Below are 20,408 nucleotides of genomic sequence, written 5' to 3'. Positions count from 1 at the left end.
GGGAGTTCACATATGAAAGCTGTACATTTTGGTGCGGGCAACATAGGTCGCGGGTTTATCGGTCATATGTTGTCCGCTTCCGACTATGACGTCTGCTTTGTCGCGCGTAACCCAAAGAAAATATTGATGCTTCAACAAAGACAAGAATATCCGATTACCCTCGCCAATAACGCAAAAGACACAACCATCGTAAACAACGTAACCGCAATTAACGTAAATGAGCAGCAGCGTGTCGCAGAAGAGATTGCATCCGCTGATCTCATCACAACGGCGGTAGGTGTATCTGCCCTTGGGGATATCGCCGAGCCGATTGCAAAAGGCATCTACCTGCGTATGAAAGCTAATAATCATACCCCTCTGCACATTATCGCTTGTGAAAATGCGATTGGCGGTAGTACCCGGCTGAAAAAGCGTATCTATCCTTTTCTCGATGAGTCCACCCGTGCCAAAGCTGAACGTTATGTTTCATTCCCCAATGCAGCTGTGGACCGGATTGTTCCGGCCCAAAACCACGAAGACCCGCTGCAGGTCACCGTTGAACCTTTTTATGAATGGGTCGTTCATCGTCCCGCCTTGCTGGATGGGTTTAAAGAAATCGAAGGCGTACACTACGTTGATTCACTAGAACCATATATCGAGCGCAAAATGTTTACGGTTAACACAGGTCACTGTGTCGCCGCATACTTCGGTTATCTCGCAGGCTTCAAGACGATTCGGCAGGTCATGAGCAACACGGCTCTTCGTGCCAAGGTTCGTCACGTTATGGAAGAGACGGGAGCCATGCTGATCCGTAAACACGGCTTTAATGCCGATAAACACCAGAAATACATTGGTACGATATTAGAACGGTTCGCCAACCCAAATCTGACAGATCAGGTTACCCGGGTTGCACGTTCCCCGCTTCGCAAGCTTTCGCCCCATGACCGGCTTGTTCGCCCAGCGATGCAGGCCAGTGAATTCGGAATTGCTATTCCTCATTTAACCTCTGCGATGGCGGCCGCGATGCTGTTTGATGACAAACGCGATGAGGAAGCCATGAAGCTGCAACATATGATTCGTGAAGATGGCCCCTCTGCTTTTATTCGCGAACGCATGGGCATTCCCGAAGACCATCCCGCTCATCAGCACGTGATTACCCGTTATCAAGAACTCCAAGGGCACAAGGTACCGAGCGTACTTACCTGAACTCGCCGTTCAGGCTGTGGATCAACTATCTTAATAGACCCATAATATCATGACCACGGCGAAGACGCCGGAAGGAACCTGTGTACGCCTTGTTCCTTCCGGCTCTTTTCTGTATTTCACCCTGCTCCCCCAAAACAAAACAGCGCATCCCCTCTTGTCAGGAAACACGCTGCTTACAGTGACTTCTCTATTCATTCATGATGGAGTTCACTGATGCATACACCATAGGTAGAAAACCTTCGGAAGGTTCACCAATCGGTGCATTAATGTGGAAAATAAATCCATTGCCGTCCAGTTCTTTGACGATAAAATATTGCGTTTTCTTGTCATTCTGAGACATCATGAACAACCTTGCATCTTTCATCGGCCCATTGCTGAGTTGCTCAGCCATTAATTCTTTGACCTCTCCGGTCTTCGACAACTCTTCCTTGGCGTCCATCTTCAAATAATCCAAATTAAAGTCCGAAGGCAGCTTCTCAATCTCTGCCTTATACGCAGGATCAATTTTCATCGTTAGCTCATGGTCTTCTGCATCAAACTCCATTGGCGCAAAGATATACAGGGAATATCCTTTCGCCTGTGCCAGATTTACTGGCCGCTTCTCGGTGATTCCTTCCACCGTCACTTCCAGCTCTGACGTTTTTGGACGGTCAGATGTAATGGTATCTCCCGCCCCAGAACCCGTTTTATCGTCATCCGCCGATGCGATTTTGGCAATCTCGGTAAGTATCCACTGTTTGGTCGATATATCAACCGTTTTTTCTACATATTTGAAACGAACCGAATCCTCGTCATCGATATCGTCCAGTGACTTCTGCATCTCCTCGCTCACCTGGAAGGACATCGCTTTGTCATTCACACGAATCTCTACGGTATGTGGGTCAGCCCAGCCCGTCAGAATCCCCTCTGCTTCAATGACATTACTTTCCTCCGGCTTCTGTTCCGGAGCGGGCGACGTTTCCTTTGTATTGTTCACAGATGGTTGAAGTACAGGTGCACTGCTCCCGCAAGCTACAAGTGAGAATCCCATAAGAAGAACCACTAATGTGGTACTGACCTTTGCCCTATTCCTTTTTCGCATATGAACACCTCCGTTAGCTTATACGCAATGCTGCTTCGCTTCCTATAATATTTATTTACACGGGACCCAAGCAGCTCAATCACGTAAAAACGGTATTCGTCACTCTGCGCTCCAACTTAGCCCTGCTGATCCAGTTTGACCAACTGCGCATGTGCAGCGTTGAATGCTTGCGTCTGCAGGTTGAATTGTTTCCGTACATCCGCAAGCTTTGCGTACTCTTCATTGCGTGTGCGGATGGCGCGTTTAATTTTCACAAGATTCGGCTTGGCACTTTCTCTCATGAGTCCGTAAAGTTCAGCCTCAGCGTCCAGACTATGCTCATAGGAGACAACAAACAGCTCAAATGTTTTGGCTCTTGCCTCATATTGATCCAGCACTTTCCCTGCGTGAATAAGAGTCTCTTCCTTCTCAATGGTAAGTTCTTTCAGGGAATGACGCAGCGCTTCGGTTTTCTCTCCTGCCTCTTGCATGACCTTACGCGTCTGCTCAAGCAACACTCGTCGTTCCTGAATATGAGCATCGGCTTGATCGAGCATTGCCTCGATATTGCTGTTCTTTTTCTTCCCTTTGCTCAAAATAGTCTTGTATAAGTCCATATCCTCTTCTTCATAACGTGTCAAGGACTTCAAACTTTTATCGATTTCCTGACCGCCCTGCACCAACCGATTAACCTGGTTGGCCGCAGGCTCCTGCGGCTCTCCACACCCGCTAAGTAGAAGCATCAGCAATATGCTGCATGCTGCAAGGGTCATTTTTTTACTCGTGATTAACATGTGTTCTCCCTCTCTTGCCATAACCCTCTACGGTTCTATCGTAATATTACAGACGGACATCTCCGCTGAAATTGACAACCCAATGTGCATTCGGATCATATACCTCGAACTCATAACCCCGTTCTTCCAGGAGTTTCATGATACGCGGTAGCGCCTGCACGGTCTGTTCCCGTTCATGCATCAAAATAACTTCCTTATCCTTGTGTACACTGTTACTCACTCGGGCTAGAATTTTATCCGGCTGACCTGGAAGATTCCAGTCCAGTGAATCCGTTGTCCAATCCCACATTTTGAAACCTGCCGCAGCAATATCACCTCTGAACGCTTCACCAATCTGCGGACTGCTTCCGTATGGGGCACGGATGAGATGCGGTGTGTATCCGATCAGTTTCTCGACCATTTTTTGCTCTTTTTTGAACTCGTTCACAAAATTGGCTGAGCTCCCGCTCTTGTACAGCTTCTTATAATTATGTGTCATGCTGTGCAGCCCAGGGTAACTGCCTTCTTTTACCAAACGTTTCACCGCATCCGGGTATTCATGCAACTGACGTCCAACCATGAAAAAGGTCGCCTTCGCCTCATGTTGTTTTAAAATATCCAGCAACTGATCCGTATATTTACTTGGTCCGTCGTCAAAAGTTATGTACGCCACTTTACGAACTTGACCCAGAAACCGCGCCGGTTCTTCCTTCGCCTCAGGTGTGACCTGAATCATACCCAGCTTGGCGGGCTGTTCAATCACGGCAATTGGCGGTGGGGCCACCGCCGTTTTAATCCAATGAGTCATGCCGATAAATACATATGTCAATCCCGCAACCAACAGGAGCATGAGCATAATAGCTACGCTTAACCTGCCGTAGCGAATTTTTCTTCTTCTATGGGTTTGTTTCCGACTTGCACTGCGAATGGCATTTCCATACTCTCGCGTTGTTTCTTGTTGTACTCTCACGACCTGGCCACTTCCTAACTCTCATTTTTTCCCGATGAATGGAATATTATATCGATTCATGTCTCTATATAAAAGATTAATAGAAAACCTCGCGCTGTGAATGACAGAATAGTTACAAGCCCGGTTACAATCTGCTTATCTCTTTTCCATGTTTCTCTAGCTCGTGACAAACAGCTAAACTTATTCGTTGTTAAAGGTAAATTGGACTGCGATATTTGTTGCCGTTTTTTAGGTGTATTCTTCTTTTATGCATGGCACAGCGTTAGCTGAAATGTTACCTATCTATTCCTCGAATCTATCTTCCCTCAGTGATTTTCTCCAGTATAACGTGGTGATTGTTAGCTTATTTTCAAGGAGGACCTACACACATGACAAACATGAACCGTGCTGACAGATCCACTTATTTGTTTTTTATTGTCGGCATAATCGCCATTTCATTCTCTTCTATTTTTGTACGCTGGTCTGACGCAGATGTTGCGGTCATTTCCATATATCGCCTGTTTGACCAATCTGCTCATGCTTCCATTCGTCTGGCGACATACCATAAGGATTATTCAGCTGAATGATTAGGGGGTGCCCTGTCAACCTAAACACTAAAAGATCGTGCCCACAACAAGTATCACACTGACTGGAGTAGCACACCAAATACCAACCAAAAATCATATCAGGGTTCATTAAATCCAAATAAGGGACTGGGCATTATCCATTCATTTGTTGCATATTTTCTGATCCAAACTCACATTCTAATAGATGGTTGAATGATTTTACTTAAATACAAAAACGGATATCTAGTGCTCATTAAAGGAGAATCTTTCATGAAGGCTGCAGTTGTCACAAAGGACAAAAGGGTTAGTGTAGAGGAAAAACAGCTACGTCCCCTGAAACATGGCGAAGCTCTCGTTCAAATTGAATATTGCGGGGTTTGCCACACAGATTTACATGTAAAAAATGCAGATTTCGGCGACGTTACAGGCAGGGTTCTCGGTCATGAAGGCATCGGAAAAGTCATTCAGCTAGCTGAAGGAGTAACCAGCCTTAGCATTGGAGATCGAGTCAGCATTGCCTGGATGTTCGAAAGCTGCGGACGTTGCGAGTATTGCTTGACTGGGCGAGAAACGCTGTGCCGTGAGGTCAAGAATGCAGGTTATACGGTAGATGGTGCAATGGCAGAGCAATGCATCATTACAGCCGACTATACGGTAAAGGTACCGGATAATCTCGATCCTGCGGCTGCAACCAGCGTAACTTGTGCCGGGGTTACTACCTATAAAGCGGTAAAAGTAAGCCATATCAAACCAGGGCAGTGGATCGGAATTTTCGGCATAGGCGGCCTGGGTAATCTGGCGGTGCAATATGCAAAACATGTGTTCAATGCCAAAGTCATCGCCTTTGACATCAGTGATGAGAAACTTGAACTGGCGCTAAAGGTTGGTGCCGATCATGTCGTTAACAGCTTGAAGGAAAATCCGGTCTCCAGAGCCAAAGCGTTAACGAACGGGTATGGACTGGATGCAACCGTAGTCACTGCTGTTGCAAAAACACCTTTTAATCAAGCTATTGATGTTGTAAAAGCAGGCGCGCGAGTCGTGGCGGTAGGACTACCAACGGACAAGATGGATCTTGATATTCCACGTCTGGTTCTCGACGGCATTCAAGTCATCGGCTCCCTGGTAGGCACGCGGGAAGACTTGAAGGAAGCTTTCCAGTTTGCCGCAGATGGCCAAGTCGTTCCTATTGTTGCCAAGCGTCCGCTAGAAGACATTAACCACATCTTTAAGGAAATGGAACAAGGTAAAATCCAAGGCCGCATGGTCATTGATTTTACGAACTAATCAATCCAGAATGTAAGACTTTACAGGGGATCATTTCCAGCAATCAGTCGGTTCAATTGTTTAAGTGCACATGACGTAGACACTCGTACAGCGCAAGGGGAGTCAACATTTCCCTCTCTGTACGAGTTTTTGTTTTAACTGCACATTGCATGATCATCCTTCCACTAATGCGCTAGTACATTAACGGGTGTCCGCAGTTAGTTATCTCAACATGTATTGCTGTTTTTCCTGTGATTGGATGACGGTTATCACGTACATGCGTTTCACTTGCTGATCTTCCCTGCATTGATCTTCTCCTGTATAATGAGGTGATTTAGGTTATCTAGTTACAAGAAGGAGCTACACCTATGACAAGCATGAACCGTGCCGGCAGATCCATCTATATGTTATTTGTCGTCGGCATTATTGCCATTTCTTTCTCTTCTATTTTTGTACGCTGGTCTGACGCAGATGTTGCGGTCATTGCCATGTATCGCCTGTTTTTAACCAATCTGCTCATGCTGCCTTTCGTTTGGCCGCACAGACATGAGATGTTACGATTGAATTTCCGTCAGTGGGTCTTGTTACTGGCTTCCGGTGTGATGCTTGCGCTGCACTTCCTGCTCTGGATGGGATCATTGAGGTTAACCAGTGTCGCCAGTTCCACCGTCATCCTTGCTCTGGAGCCGATTCTGATCCTGGCCGGTTCGGTATGGCTGTTCAAAGCCAAGATCAATCGCATGATGCTCATCGGTATGGGCATCGCTCTATTCGGGTCGATTATTATTGGTGCAGGAGATTTTCAGGTGGCGGGTACTGCGCTGCAGGGAGATATTCTATCGTTACTTGGCACGATGGCAGTGGCTGTGCATATGTTGCTGGGTCAATTTTTGCGAACAGGTCTCAGTGCATTCTCGTATAATTTCTGGGTGTTTCTTGTCGCTGCCTGTACGTTCGCAGTGTACAATCTATTCATGGGGCATCCGTTCGGCGGGTATGCGGCTTCAGAATGGGGAATCTTCCTGTTGCTGGCCATCGTACCAACGATCTTTGGACACTATCTCTTCAACTGGTTGCTGCAATATATGAATGCTACTACGGTATCCATGGGTGTTCTCGGAGAGCCTGTATTCTCATCTTTGCTAGCCTGGGTGTTGCTGGGTGAAGCACTGAGCACACTTCAAATGTCTGCAGGTGTTGTTATCCTGTTCGGGGTGTGGATCTTCATTCGGTATGGCAAAACCAAACCACAGCCTATCCCGGCTGATGCCCCCATCGCTGCTCCGGTTCCTGTTGAACCGAAGACGGTATAAAAAACTCATTACATATTAAAGGCGGTGTGTTGTTATGAAAAATGTGGTATCCATGCGCTGGCTGCTCGCCAGAATATACGAACCCGATGTCGCCATCGTAGATTGTCGCTTCCTGCTGGGACAACCCGATGCCGGGCGTGAAACCTATGAAGCCGGACATATTCCGGGGGCTGTCTACCTTGATCTTGAAAAGGATCTTTCCGCTCCGGTATCCGAGCATGGCGGACGCCATCCGCTCCCTGATCCGTCTGTTCTGGCAAACCGCCTCGCCAAAGCAGGCATCGGCTCCAATAGCCGCATCATTGCTTATGATGATCAAGGCGGCATGAACGCCTCTCGCCTGTGGTGGTTACTTCGCTACTTGGGACATGAGCAAGTCTATGTCATGGATGAGAGTTTCTCCGCTTGGCAGAACGCCAAGTTCCCTGTTACGACGGATATCCCGGTACAGATTCCGTCTTCGTTTGACGTGAACTTACAGCCGCAAATGCTGGCAAGTGTTACGGATGTGCAACACGCATCCGCCAGCGGCAGCGCCGTGCTGATTGACTCACGCGATGACCGCCGTTATGCGGGGCTGGAGGAACCGATCGATGCCAAGGCCGGACATATTCCGGGGGCGGTGAACTATTTTTGGAAAGAAGTATTGGATGCGGATGGTCGCTGGTCTGGTGTTGACGCGCTTGAGGAGCGGTTCGCGAAGCTAAGGAAAGATGGTGCGATTATCGTGTACTGCGGCTCCGGCGTATCCGCCTGCCCGAACGTGATTGCACTGGAGGAAGCGGGATTCTCGAATGTGAAGCTGTATTCAGGAAGCTGGAGCGACTGGATTAGTTATGAGGGGAACGCCGTGGCGACGGAGGAAGATAGAAAACCGAAAGATAAGTAACAGTCTATAGAGTTTGGATACATCACCATGCAGCTTTAATTCCTTGGTGATGTATTTTTTTGGCCTAAAAGTCAACATGAAGTCAACTAGAAATGAATAAAGGCAACTTAAATCAGATGATAGATTATGCTTTGAATATATCCAGAAATCTTTGCACTCATTCACGCAGATGTTCACTTGATTGCTTCCCTGTAGATGTGTTTGACAAATGTTAACTACCTGTAAAAGCAAGAAATAAAACCCCAAAAAAATACTTTTTTGTCGTATGATTATTCAATATAGCAAAGGAGGATTATTCTTTTTGTATTCCTTACCAGTAATACATCATCGCAGAGTCTATATTGGAGTAAGGAGGAGACAGAGTGCTCACTTTAAGAAAGCATGAACTTAAAGGACATGATGTTTTTGAATTTATGCAAGGGGAACTACTTGATGATCACTGGCTTGATAACTCGATTTACTTAACAGAGGAAGTCCTAAATGAAACTCAATTAATAGAAGAATTTAACAATTCTTCAGTAAACTTCAATTACTATGGTCCAACAGTAGTCAACAAAGAAACTTGGGAGTGCATCAAACAAGAGGTTCTCACTTCCAAATCAATTAAAACGCAAAAACTCCTTCTAGAAATTGATACATGGGCAAATATCTGCTTTAAAAATCATCATTGTTTTACAATCTGCGGAATATAATATAAAGGAGAATTCTTTCAAATAAAAAAAATTTTCAGTTCTATTCTGGCATTTCTCACACTACTTTCTATTAGCACATCTGCATTTGCAGATGTCGAAAGTTCAAAAACAACCGACCCTTATGCTCCAACAATTACATAGGTGAAGCACTTGTAAATAACTTGTATAACTATTTGTTAGCTGCTAGGACTTTGAGAGATGATATAATAAACAACCCTTCAAATTATACAAAAAAATGTAAATTCAGATTCTATTCCTGCACACAAATATAAACAAAAAACAAATGGAAGATACGCAATAATTACTGATTCTGGTAATGAAATTTTGAGTTTCGGTAGATAATTCCTTACTCACCTTTCAATTTATCAAGTGTTGATCAGAGGAATTTACAAACCAAAGCCCGTAATTATTCACGGGCTTTTTTGACGTTTTATTGGATAAGGGTAAACGTAATGTTTTCTAAGTTTTAATTTACTCGAAAACCAAATTGGAGTGAGCATGAGGATAAGAAAGTAATCTGCAGGTGGCCTGATAAGAAGCCGACTTCAAGGAAAGAATCAACAATTCACCGTGGATCAACAAAAATTCAACGACTAGACATTGTTCTTTTTAAATAGGAATTCTTCAAGAACACTATCTAGATGCGTATTTCGTTTTAGTCCCATTATATTCAATCAATCACTGCTTTTCCTTCCGTACGTTCTAGATCTAGAGAGATTCTCGAACGAATGATTTTCCTTTGTTGTTTAAGAAAGCTTGGTATCGTATGTCCCTACCTTTTTTGCTGATCATGGCCATATTCATGAGTGGTTGTAACCAAAACGAGGCAATAGAGCAGCAGAAACAGTAAACACCGCACCTAAGACAAGAACACTCTCAACAATGATGGGAGATATCACGGTACCCCTCACCCCGGAGCGAGTTGTCGTCGACTGGAATATAGGACATGTTCTGGCTGTCGGCGTAACACCTGTTGGTGTGCCGGGCAGCCTGCTAGATTATGGTATGTTCCTGCGCGACAAACTTGTGGATAGCGCGGATTTGGGTAATCATAGCGAGGTTTCACTTGAGAAAATGGTAGAGTTGGAACCGGATCTGATTATCACATGGGACCAGGAGAAATTTCAGACCTATTCCAAAATCGCTCCGACTGTTGTATTCGTACCCGAGCAGTACGATTCCATGGAAGCCGAGGTGACCGCCATGGGCGACATTCTAAATCGTGAAGCAGAAGCCATCGCGTGGAACAAATCGTTTAAACAACTTATTGCAGCGGCTAAGGCCAAAATCCAAGGTGTAATTCCGGACGATGCCACCTTCACCGTTGCCGATTTTAACTTTTTGAAGAACCCAGCCATTATCGGCAACAGTGCCAATCGTGGTGGAAGAGCAGCCTATGAATTGCTAGGACTGACGCTGGCATCCAAGGTTAAGTCCGATATTCTGGACCAAGGTAAAGAAAACATGGAAGCTAGCGCAGAGGTATTTGGAGAATACGTGGGTGATTATCTGCTGATGATGGTTACAGAAGGCACAAAGGATCATTCTCTGTTGCCTAATGTCTGGGACAACCTGCCTGCGGTGCAGAACAACCATATCTTCAAACTGGATATCCATAAATATTTCACCGCTGATCCCTACACCTCGCTGAAAGATAACTAGCCCGATGTAAATTTCAATCTATCTAACCGACGAATTGTGCTCCAGCAATCGGACCATTTCATCAAGTTGGCCATCGACTGCCAGCGGTGTATACATCCACCATTTGTCGTAGGATACCGTATGTAGGTTTTTATTTCGAACTGCCTTCAAACTGTTCCATATTTCGGAGCGGCAGAGACGCTGGAAAGCGGCTTCCGCATTCGGATTTTGCCCATTAACCATGATAAACAATCGATCTGCATCATAATAAGGAAGTTCTTCAAATGGAAGTTTGTTCGAAAAGACGTTATACCCATTGTAGTCGTTAATGAATTGCTGCACGAGCGGGTGAGGAGTCAACCGGAGAGATCGATGCAGCACATGTCCCATATTTCGATTGCCTGCTACGCGAAAACCTGTATCTTCTATCACTAGCGCTGCATACGTTTCCTGCAATCCAATCACGGAACGAAGACACTCCTTAGTGTGGTCAACTTTAATCCGATGTTGCTCCATCCATTCAATGCTTTTCATGCGCTTGTTAACAACGGCACCAACACTATCCAGCTGCTGGTATACGTCCTGAGATTGCCAAGGAATACGCACCACCTCGGCAATTGCGGAGAACTGTTCATATTCCCCCGTTGTCATATGCTCATATCCCAAAATAAGATCAGGCTTCATTGTACGAATCTGCTCGAGATCACATGGTCCCCATGCAAATGGCTCCATCTCAGGCAAATAGGGACGAATATACTCGTTGCGAAACACATGATAATCCGGTACGCCAATTGGCGTTATGCCAAGGGCCAGCAAATGGGAGGTAAACAGAAGACCGATCACACGAGGCTCACTTTTTTTCATATAAGCACTAGGAGACACCCCTTCTTGCTGTTTGAACCTGCGACTGAAATAAAACTCATCTTTGAATCCGACCTGTTTGGCAACAGACAGCATGTCCCCACTTGATGAGCGCAGCAAACGTTTGGCCTGATCCATTCGAACGCCATGCAAATAATCCATCGGACTTGTTCCTGTAATCTGTCTGAAAATGTGGCTATACTGCCTCAGGCTCACACTAGCCATGGCTGCCAAATCTCCTACTTTCCAATTACGCTGATAATTTGCCTCCATATGAGTGATCGTTCGGAGCACGGCCTCCTTGGTCGTTGCTGGCTGATTGGCACAAGCCTTCAGCGCAAATTGATAAATTGCTTCCTGCAACAGAATCTCCCGCTTAAAACGAGCCAACCCGATATTCGTCTTTTTTAGCTCAACCATCTGCTCGAGCAGTTCCATCAACTCCGCCACAGGCTGGACCGATACCAAGCGATTAGCAATCATAATCAATGGGTGCTCTGTAGCTTCTTCCTCCCAATTGGCCTCAAATTCAAGTTTGTATGCATGCACGATTTGTCTTGGCTGATGCACCCACTCGATGACTGTTCCAGGGAGAATCATGATGCTGCTGCCTGGAACAATGGGAAGTTGTTGTCCGTCCACAACGGCAACGCCTTCTCCCTCATTGATCATCCACAGTGTAACATGATTGGATGCAAACATCGCATGTTCTATATCCGAATGAAACGTGTATACCTCAAGCCCAATCCAACGCAAACGCACGTTATCCATAGATACATCAAAGGTCTGCCAATCCACCATAAGTCCCCCACTTCTAATTGAAAACAATTCTCATCTATAACTATTGTACGGGAATTCCAATACGCAGAAAAGCCCCCTTTTTTAGTGGAGGCTTTAATTTTTGATGCTTCATTTTTGAGAATTCATTTATGATGTTTTAGTTTTGATTATGTTTTTTGAACAATTCCACTGCTTCATCCAGCAGCGCGTCAGTAGAGAATAACGTGTAAGACCACCATTTATCATGCGGTACAATAAAAACATTTCCGTTTTGAACCGCAGGGAGGTTTTTCCACAAACTCGATTCTTTCATTTTCTCGAAAAATGCCAACGAACCTGGTTGAGTATCATTGACCTTAATGATCAAGTAATCTGCAGTTAAAACAGGCAATTTCTCCAGTGACTGAGGCTCGGTGTACACAACAAACCCACTGTTTTTATCAATCTCTTCCTCAACCCATTCCATACGCTTTAATCCAAGCAGATCATGCAGTACAAACCCCATGTTTCGGTTGCCCGCGACCTGGAATGTGTCTTTGAAAATTTCAACGGCTGCCACCGTCTGATCTGCTGTCACAATTTTGCTCATTTCGGCTTTATGTTCCACCGCCTTGGTTTCATGCTTTGTAATCCACTCTTCTGCTTCCGCTTTCTTGCCAACGATGTCGCCTATGTATCTCAGCTGATCGTATAGATTATCTTCCCATGGATAGACCACGGTAGGTGCGATTTTCTGCAATTGTTCTAACACATCCGCTTCGACAAAAGAGGAGGCAATAATCAGATCCGGTTGAAGTGCCGTTACTGCTTCCAGATTAGGCGGATAGTCTCCTGCGATTTGAACGTCTTTGGCTGCATCCTTCAAATAATAATCTTGATTGATCTCATATTGCAACCCACCAATCGGCGTAATGCCGAGAGCAAGCAACTGTGTTGTGGCACTGATCGAAAAAATGCGCTGCGGTTTGACAGGAATTTCTTGTGTTCCGTTTGCATCGGTGAAAGACTTTGTTTGTGAAGCACTGTCTGCTACTTCCTCTTCCTGACTCCCTGTTGCTGATTCCGTTGATGACGAAGCTGGAAGGCCGCCGATGGATGAACCACGTTCAGTCTCAGTGCCACATCCTGTCATCATCAAAATGAACAACAGTACCATTACTGCAAAGATGACGCTATTCTTAGGTGCTTGTTTCATCGAATGAATCTCCTCGCTATGTTGTATTCAATAATGAGAATCAATCTCACTTAAAATAGAATACCGGACAGTGCTTCCCTTTGCACATGGAGAATACGGTGATATTTTTTAGAAGATTAGGAGGAGACGGATCATATGATTTCAAGAAGGTTAGCGTGATCCTCCCAGATGACAGGATTATTAATCACCTGACTCTCCCCACGCATAATGGAATCGTAACTATCCTTTCCAGATGTATACCAGTCTACAATAATTAACTTGCCCTTCATATCTTGTATCAAAAATTCAGTAGACTCCGCATATTCACCTACATCCTTAGTAATACGTGCATTCAGTTTTAGATAGTAAAAACTTTGCTCCCCTTCAATATAATCCACTTTTTCAGCATCCATCTTGACCTCTTTCACTTGGTTATAGGTTAGGTTGTTCTTCCGAAACAGATTATATTGTGATTTGATCTTTTTTTCCGTATATTGTTTGAGATTCGGGTTGTCCATATACCTGCTAACATCAAATTTCAGACCGTTCCAGATAGCTTTGTAATATTCAGATAGAGCCTCTGCACAAAGTTCATAAGCCTTCTCAGAATCCAAAGTAGATAAACTTAGATTGTTGATCGTGCCCGTCCCTGTCTGAGTAGTAGAAACCCCATGTTCCTCTTTGTTCATACTACGATCAGACTGTTCACATGCACTAGTGAGCCACATCGTTACGAACAATAAAACAAGGTAGGTCTGCTTCATAGTATTCCTCCAAGGCTCAATTTTCGATTAATCAATATTTTGTTAGAATTTTATATAATTAACATAATTATTTACATTTTTACCTTCGAAGGATATACTCTAATATGAATGAATATCTTAATTATTCCTATATTAGGAGGGTATGTATGATGAAACGTTGGCTATCTTTATCTCTAAGTTTTTGCCTGGTTTTTCTGATGACAGCTCCACTTGCAGAAGGGAAAACGAATCAGGTTGGCTCTAGCGGGCTCTATGAAGTAAGTACAGGGGTTGCCTTGTATGCGGATATTCAAGGAGTGCAAACGTCTCTTCCCACCGTTGTTTTCATTAGCGGATATGGTGACGATTCATCCGTCTGGTCTGGTATCCAGTCCGAGATATCCAAAAAAACGTTAACTGTTTCTTATGATCGAGCTGGGCTCGGCCTTAGTGACGATACTACCAAAGATAAAACAACAAAACAACAGGTGAAAGAACTACATAAGCTGCTTCGGAAAGCTAATATTCCAGGTCCATATGTACTGGTAGGACACAGCATTGGCGGATTAAATGTGCGGGGATTTGCTGATCGTTATACCAATGAAGTTGCAGGAGTTGTGCTGATTGATGCCTCTCATGAAAAGCAAGAGGAAGCTGTTCTGGCAACCTTGCCTCCAGAATTTATTGAGATGTATCAGTCACAGTTTACTGCGGAGGGGGATTATGCAGAAGTAACCAAGAGCTTTAAATATATCGAAAAGTTGCGTGCCAAGGATGCAATGCGGAATATACCATTAACTGTAATCTCTGCGACAGAACACGGTATGGGGCCAGAAATGGAAATCAAATGGGCTGAAATGCAACAAGATTTAGCATCATTGTCTAATCAGGCTACTCATGTCACTGTGCAAGGCTCAGGACACTATGTATATCTTGAACAACCTGCACTAGTTCAGCAAGAAATTATCTCTATACTAGAATAATAGTATATGCATCAGGTCTACTATAGATAAATCAGTTTATCTTAAAGATAGCGTTGATTCATGTTTAAAGACCCCATTCCATCTTTCCTATAAAAACCTTGAAGCTCGCGATAAGCGGGCTTTTTGACTTCCCTCTAAACTATCTGCTTCGATCAGACGTGCCTGAGGAAGAATGATATTTCGTTTAGATAACAACAGAAAGAAATATTATTTTGCTATCGGACCGTAATCCTAATTCGGCATTTCATAGTTACACACCATGCTTACCTACTGTAGGACATACGTCTCTTTTTCTACGAAAACGATTAAAAAAACTTTATAATCCACTCCAAATGATCGATATACAACAAATGAACATCCGCTTATCCCATGATTGCAACCTGAAATCGATCTCAGGAATGCGGCACAGGAGAACAGAACCATACATATAACAGGTTGTTAAGAAAAAGAGAAAGAGAAAGTTCTGTCTGACCGAGAGGCAAGAGCTAACAAAGGAGAAGAAGATATGAAGGGACAAACAAGTCACAAACGAAACAAACGCAGCATCTGCGTGAACTTGCTGTTATCCATGCTATTGTTAATTAGCAGTGTGCCGCTATGGCCAAGCAAAACAGCAAACGCTGCAGTAGAAGGGTCATATCTCTTATCCCTGAACAGACCGGTGTATAGTTCCTCATCCCTTGGCGGGAATACAGCCGATCATGCCGTGGATGGTAACAAAAATACCCGATGGGAAAGTGTATGGCAGCAAGACCCTCAGTGGATCTACGTTGACCTCGGCGCAGTTGCTTCCATCTCGGATATCTCGATTGAATGGGAAAATGCCTATGCATCTGCCTTCGACCTTGAAGTGTCGGATGACGAGATGAACTGGAAACAAGTATACTCCACAACGAGGGGTCAAGGCGGTCTAACCGAAGTGGAAGTTTCCGCGAAGGCACGTTATGTGCGTTTATTCAGCCATGAACGGGTACAACAAGCCTACGGTGTATCTCTGTACGCGTTCAATGTGTATGGAACAGGCGGGGCAAATCCACCTCCAAAACCGGTTGCCACCAATCTAGCCCTTGGTAAATCGGTCATGGCGTCATCGGAAGAGATTGACGAACCTAGCCGCTCCGCCGAAGACAAGGCCAGAATGGAGAAGCGCAATTATGAAGCGCGCAATGTGACAGATGGTGACTCAGGTACACGCTGGTCTTCCATATACAAGGATCAGGAATGGATTGTTGTGGACCTTGGTCAACGTCATGAGATCGGACATGTTTCTCTGCAATGGGAAAATGCGTTTGGACGTGCTTACGACATTCAGGTATCCAATGATGCAAAGCAATGGACTACGTTGGTTCGGGAGTTACACAGCAACGGTGGACGGGATGACATACCTGTTTACGCAGAAGCCAGATATGTAAAGTTCGCAGGGCTTGGCCGAGGTACAACTAACGGATATTCGCTCTATGCCTTTGATGTGTACGAGTATATTACAGGTGATGAGAAACCGGTCTACACCATTCCGGATATCCCAGAGATGGGCTCAGTACAGGTTGGGGCTGGCAGTTATGCCATGAATGACATCACGATGCTGCAACCGAAAAACCCCAAAAATCGCACAGCCGACATCACCGCCCCGATTCCATCTAATGACTGGTGGCAATCGATTCTTGTTTCGGACTTAGGGGATGGAAACAGTCTGGTTACACTCCCGTTCAAAAATCGATATACCAAACAGGGGCTTCATATTTTGAATCCTGGTGCGGGATACCTCTCTGCAGACGGCAACTCGATGGATGCAGATGGTGAAGCAGACCTTATCCTGACAACAAGCAGTATGAACCCCGCCAAGGTGAATACCAAGGTAGCCGGATACGGGGATTACTCCGCAAACATCATTATGAGTGATGATGACACGGCGAAGGTCAATACAACCTTTGTCAAAGGCTCCCCTTTCCTGTACAACACGTTCGAGAACCCGGACACTATCCTGCTCCGTTCACCGAACATCACACGTCTCTTTGATGGTCAAAACCGTGAGATTGTACTGCAGGACGGCGAAGCATGGACAGGCGATCATATCGGTGTTGAAGTCACCAATCAGGACAGAGCACCTTCACCGCAAACCTTTACAAGAAACTACGGCCTTTATGCACCAGAAGGAACCACACTTATTAAGCTTGGCAATACACTTAAAATTAAGCTGGGATCGAGCGAAAATTATTTATCGCTGGCCACTCTGCCATCTGCATCAGAATTAGCAACCTATTACCAGCATGCCTACGCTTTTGTGACGGATACGAAGGTTGATTACAACTATAACGAGAGCACTTCTCAAGTTACAACGACCTTCAACTCCGTTACACAAACAAAGCGTACCAACTTTTCCACCAGCACATTAATGGCTTTGTTCCCTCACCAGTGGAAAATTGCAACAACTCCACTCACGGAGCTCACTTATCCTTCCATTCGTGGAATGATGAAAGTAAGCGAAGGCAACAGCTTTACGACACAGGATCGTTTCTATGGCATTATTCCGCAATTTGTAGAGCCGGACGATCCGACATACTCACGCGCACAATTAATCAGCTATCTGGATCAGCTTGATGCAGATACGTCAGGCAATTTAATGAGCGAAGATCCCTACTGGCAGGGGAAAAAGCTTCATCCGCTTGCGCTGGGTGTGCTCATTAGCGATCAGCTTGGGGATCACGAACGTCGGGACCACTACCTGTCCCTGTTAAGAAACATTTTGACGGACTGGTACACCTACTCACCGGATGAACGTCTGCACTCCTATTATTTTTATTACTCGGAGCAATGGGGAACGATCTTCCCTTACGGAAGCGGGTTCGGCGTCAATACCGGGCTGACGGATCATCATTTTACGTATGGCTATTACGTCTTTGCATCTGCGGTGCTGGCTACGTATGATCCAACGTTTATACAGGATTATGGTGATATGGTTGAACTGCTGATCCGGGATTATGCCAATCCTTCGCGCACAGACAATCAATTTCCATGGATGCGTAATTTCGATCCTTATTCAGGTCATTCCTGGGCGGGCGGTTATGCGGACAATCGCAGTGGAAACAATCAGGAAGCTGCAGGCGAAGCTCTGTTCAGTTGGGTCGGGCAATATATGTGGGGCGAAGTAACGGGGAATAAAGCTTATCGCGATACAGGGATCTGGGGCTTTGTCACCGAAGAAAAAGCGGCTGAGCAATATTGGTTTAACTACGATGGAGACAACTGGCTGGAAGGATACAAACACGCTACCATAGGGCATGTATACGGCAGCGCTTATCTGTATGGCACGTACTTCTCCAACGACGCAGAGCATATTTACGGCATTCACTGGCTGCCGCCGGCGGAGTGGATGACCTATTATGGCCGTGATCCGAAGAATACCGCGGCACTTTACAACGGTCTGATCAAGGATCTTGGTGGGCAGCAGGAACGCACATGGCAACACATCATCTGGCCTTTCCAATCCATCGGAGACCCGCAGGCTGCTCTTGCAAAGTGGAATACGAAAGACATGCAGCAAAATGAAGTCTTTAATGCATACTGGTTCATGCACAGTATGGCATCCACAGGAACACGGACAATGGATATTTGGGCTGATTCTCCCGCAGCAACCGTCTACGAAAAGGACGGCGTTTACACGGCGCAAATCTGGAATCCATCCGACACCACCAAAACGGTTCGCTTTTATAATGCGAGTGGAGTTTTGGGTTCAGCTACCGTCTATGCAAAGGCTCAAGTGAAGGTCAATCCATTGGAGCATACGGTAGTCAAACAGCCAGATGATTCACAAGGCGTCACCTATCTGGATCGCAGCAAATGGACGATTACCGCCTCCTCCAGTTCGGAAGCAGTGGAACGCTTGATTGACGGAGATTTAGCTACCCGTTGGTCATCTGGACAAACGCAACAGCCTGGAGATTGGCTTCATATTGATCTGGGCAATGAACAGATCATGGATACACTTTTCATGAACTCCGGCAACAACGGGGGAGATTATGCTCACGGGTATGAAGTTTACGTTTCGAAAGACGATGAAAACTGGAGCAAGCCGGTTGCACAAGGAACAGGGACATCACCGAGCCTGTCCGTCGATTTGGGAATGCAGACTGCACGTTATATCAAAATTGGTTTAACTGCTCCCGCAGATAGTTGGTGGTCCATCTCGGAACTCAAGCTTGCCCGATTTGGAAAATTGGCTCAAACACCTGAACATCCAAAACCAGCCCCGTTGCCCGATCGGTCAACCTGGATCGTGACGGCTTCATCCACACAAGGAACGGATGTCACAGCTCACATGCTGGATGGAAAACAAGAGACGTTATGGACGAACGGTCGAAAGCAAACGGACGGACAGTGGATCACGATTGATCTTGGACAATTGAGTGTTTTTGACGCGATAGAGTTAGACCCAGGGAACGCGAAGAATGACTATCCGCGGCAATATCGTATCTTCGTTTCCGATGACGGGCAAAACTGGGGAACATCTATTGCTGGCGGCGAAGGCGTATCAGGACGTCTCTCCATCACCTTCCCTGAGCAGCAGGCCCGTTATGTGAAGATCGTACAGACGGGTGAATCCGACCAATGGTGGTCGGTCTCTGAGTTGTTCGTTCATCACTATGGAACAGGAAAACAAAAACGTTTGCTTCCAGATGTATGGTCCGTCACAGCTTCTTCCGGTGAGAACGTTGCATCGGTACTGGACGGCTCGGACCAAACACGCTGGAGTTCTGGCCAGACTCAAACAGGCGGTGAGTGGCTTCAGCTGGATCTGGGCGATTTGCAGACGGTGAACCGGATTGTACTGGATAGTGCTCATAGCAGTGAGGATTATGCTCGTGGTTATGAAATCTACACCTCTCTGGATGGCATGGATTGGGGTAAAGCAGTGGTAACGGGTGAAGGGAAAAATGCCGTGCTCTCTATTGCTTTCGCTCCCCATGAGGCGCGCTATATCAAAATAGTTCAGACTGGAACGGATTCTCACTGGTGGTCTGTAGCTGAAATCGCGGTTTATACCGCCGATCAGACACCATGGAAACCCGGGGAACTGGATGAGCTGCTACCTACCGAACTGGATCGGACATCATGGACAGTTACAGCTTCCACGTCTGAAGACGTTAGCGCACTGCTGGATGATGATCTGAACTCACGCTGGACCACTGCATCTGGACAACAAACAGACCAGTGGATTCAGATCGATCTGGGAAGCATCCAGAATTTCAGCCGGTTAACTATGGACTCAGGCAGCAGTACCAATGACTATGCCCGCAGTTTTAAAATCGTCACTTCAACGGATGGCGAACAATGGAATTCAGTTTCAGATGCTGCGGGAACCGATCCTGTAATCTCCGTGATGTTCACGAACCAGCAGGCACGATATGTCAAAATTGCTTTGACTGCGGGTACTGCCGAGTGGTGGTGGTCTATTGCCGAATTGAAACTGTACCGTTGATTTATTTACTGGAAACCAGCTTGAATTCGTCGTGACAAGTCTAACAAACTAGACGTA

At 45.6% G+C, this 20,408-nt stretch carries 15 protein-coding genes; 9 read left to right on the top strand and 6 right to left on the bottom strand.

The annotated features are described in order from the left end of the window. The first annotated feature begins 12 nt into the window (after window positions 1-12). Window positions 13-1,185 (top strand): mannitol-1-phosphate 5-dehydrogenase, encoded by a 1,173-nt coding sequence (locus ACR8BL_RS24745; protein ID WP_434750000.1) that lies wholly within the window; start codon window positions 13-15, stop codon window positions 1,183-1,185. Between the two features lie 187 nt (window positions 1,186-1,372). On the opposite strand, the gene ACR8BL_RS24740 is transcribed toward ACR8BL_RS24745, so the two are convergent. The 3 genes from ACR8BL_RS24740 to ACR8BL_RS24730 all read right to left on the bottom strand — a co-directional run bounded on the left by ACR8BL_RS24740 (window position 1,373) and on the right by ACR8BL_RS24730 (window position 3,988). Further along, window positions 1,373-2,266, bottom strand: a complete 894-nt coding sequence (locus ACR8BL_RS24740) for a hypothetical protein (RefSeq protein WP_434749999.1) — start codon at window positions 2,264-2,266, stop codon at window positions 1,373-1,375. Between the two features lie 116 nt (window positions 2,267-2,382). Further along, window positions 2,383-3,039, bottom strand: coding sequence for a YkyA family protein (locus ACR8BL_RS24735; protein ID WP_434749998.1), 657 nt, complete (start codon window positions 3,037-3,039; stop codon window positions 2,383-2,385). Window positions 3,040-3,085: 46 nt separating this feature from the next. Continuing rightward, window positions 3,086-3,988, bottom strand: a complete 903-nt coding sequence (locus ACR8BL_RS24730; protein ID WP_434749997.1) for a polysaccharide deacetylase family protein — start codon at window positions 3,986-3,988, stop codon at window positions 3,086-3,088. Between the two features lie 368 nt (window positions 3,989-4,356). Between ACR8BL_RS24730 and ACR8BL_RS24725 the strand changes: the two genes are divergently transcribed. The 6 genes from ACR8BL_RS24725 to ACR8BL_RS24700 all read left to right on the top strand — a co-directional run bounded on the left by ACR8BL_RS24725 (window position 4,357) and on the right by ACR8BL_RS24700 (window position 10,355). Next, window positions 4,357-4,554 (top strand): hypothetical protein, encoded by a 198-nt coding sequence (locus ACR8BL_RS24725; protein WP_434749996.1) that lies wholly within the window; start codon window positions 4,357-4,359, stop codon window positions 4,552-4,554. Between the two features lie 249 nt (window positions 4,555-4,803). Beyond that, window positions 4,804-5,820 carry an alcohol dehydrogenase AdhP gene (adhP, locus tag ACR8BL_RS24720; protein ID WP_434749995.1) on the top strand — a complete coding sequence of 339 codons (1,017 nt, stop codon included), beginning with the start codon at window positions 4,804-4,806 and terminating at the stop codon, window positions 5,818-5,820. 347 nt (window positions 5,821-6,167) lie between these two features. After that, complete coding sequence (locus ACR8BL_RS24715; RefSeq protein ID WP_434749994.1) at window positions 6,168-7,112, top strand: DMT family transporter; 945 nt, start codon at window positions 6,168-6,170, stop codon at window positions 7,110-7,112. Between the two features lie 34 nt (window positions 7,113-7,146). Further along, window positions 7,147-8,001: a sulfurtransferase gene (locus tag ACR8BL_RS24710; protein WP_434749993.1), complete on the top strand. Its 855-nt coding sequence runs from the start codon at window positions 7,147-7,149 to the stop codon at window positions 7,999-8,001. Between the two features lie 362 nt (window positions 8,002-8,363). Then, window positions 8,364-8,693 carry a hypothetical protein gene (locus ACR8BL_RS24705; RefSeq protein WP_434749992.1) on the top strand — a complete coding sequence of 110 codons (330 nt, stop codon included), beginning with the start codon at window positions 8,364-8,366 and terminating at the stop codon, window positions 8,691-8,693. A gap of 882 nt (window positions 8,694-9,575) precedes the next feature. Further along, entirely contained in the window at window positions 9,576-10,355 is a 780-nt protein-coding gene (locus ACR8BL_RS24700; RefSeq protein WP_434749991.1) for an ABC transporter substrate-binding protein, read from the top strand. Between the two features lie 18 nt (window positions 10,356-10,373). Here ACR8BL_RS24700 and ACR8BL_RS24695 read toward each other — a convergent pair whose 3' ends face one another. The 3 genes from ACR8BL_RS24695 to ACR8BL_RS24685 all read right to left on the bottom strand — a co-directional run bounded on the left by ACR8BL_RS24695 (window position 10,374) and on the right by ACR8BL_RS24685 (window position 13,913). After that, the gene (locus ACR8BL_RS24695) at window positions 10,374-11,966 is read right to left on the bottom strand and encodes an AraC family transcriptional regulator (protein WP_434749990.1); all 1,593 of its coding nucleotides are present in this window, start codon (window positions 11,964-11,966) and stop codon (window positions 10,374-10,376) included. A gap of 166 nt (window positions 11,967-12,132) precedes the next feature. Beyond that, complete coding sequence (locus ACR8BL_RS24690; protein ID WP_434749989.1) at window positions 12,133-13,170, bottom strand: ABC transporter substrate-binding protein; 1,038 nt, start codon at window positions 13,168-13,170, stop codon at window positions 12,133-12,135. A 131-nt stretch (window positions 13,171-13,301) separates the two neighbouring features. After that, window positions 13,302-13,913 (bottom strand): hypothetical protein, encoded by a 612-nt coding sequence (locus tag ACR8BL_RS24685; protein WP_434749988.1) that lies wholly within the window; start codon window positions 13,911-13,913, stop codon window positions 13,302-13,304. A gap of 146 nt (window positions 13,914-14,059) precedes the next feature. Between ACR8BL_RS24685 and ACR8BL_RS24680 the strand changes: the two genes are divergently transcribed. Together ACR8BL_RS24680 and ACR8BL_RS24675 are read left to right on the top strand one after the other, a co-directional pair. Beyond that, window positions 14,060-14,875, top strand: a complete 816-nt coding sequence (locus ACR8BL_RS24680) for an alpha/beta fold hydrolase (protein ID WP_434749987.1) — start codon at window positions 14,060-14,062, stop codon at window positions 14,873-14,875. Between the two features lie 505 nt (window positions 14,876-15,380). Beyond that, entirely contained in the window at window positions 15,381-20,351 is a 4,971-nt protein-coding gene (locus tag ACR8BL_RS24675; protein ID WP_434749986.1) for a discoidin domain-containing protein, read from the top strand. Window positions 20,352-20,408: the final 57 nt, after the last annotated feature.

Source organism: Paenibacillus amylolyticus (genome assembly GCF_051136285.1).
Taxonomy (GTDB): domain Bacteria; phylum Bacillota; class Bacilli; order Paenibacillales; family Paenibacillaceae; genus Paenibacillus; species Paenibacillus amylolyticus_F.
This window is presented reverse-complemented; position numbering and strand designations above follow the sequence as displayed.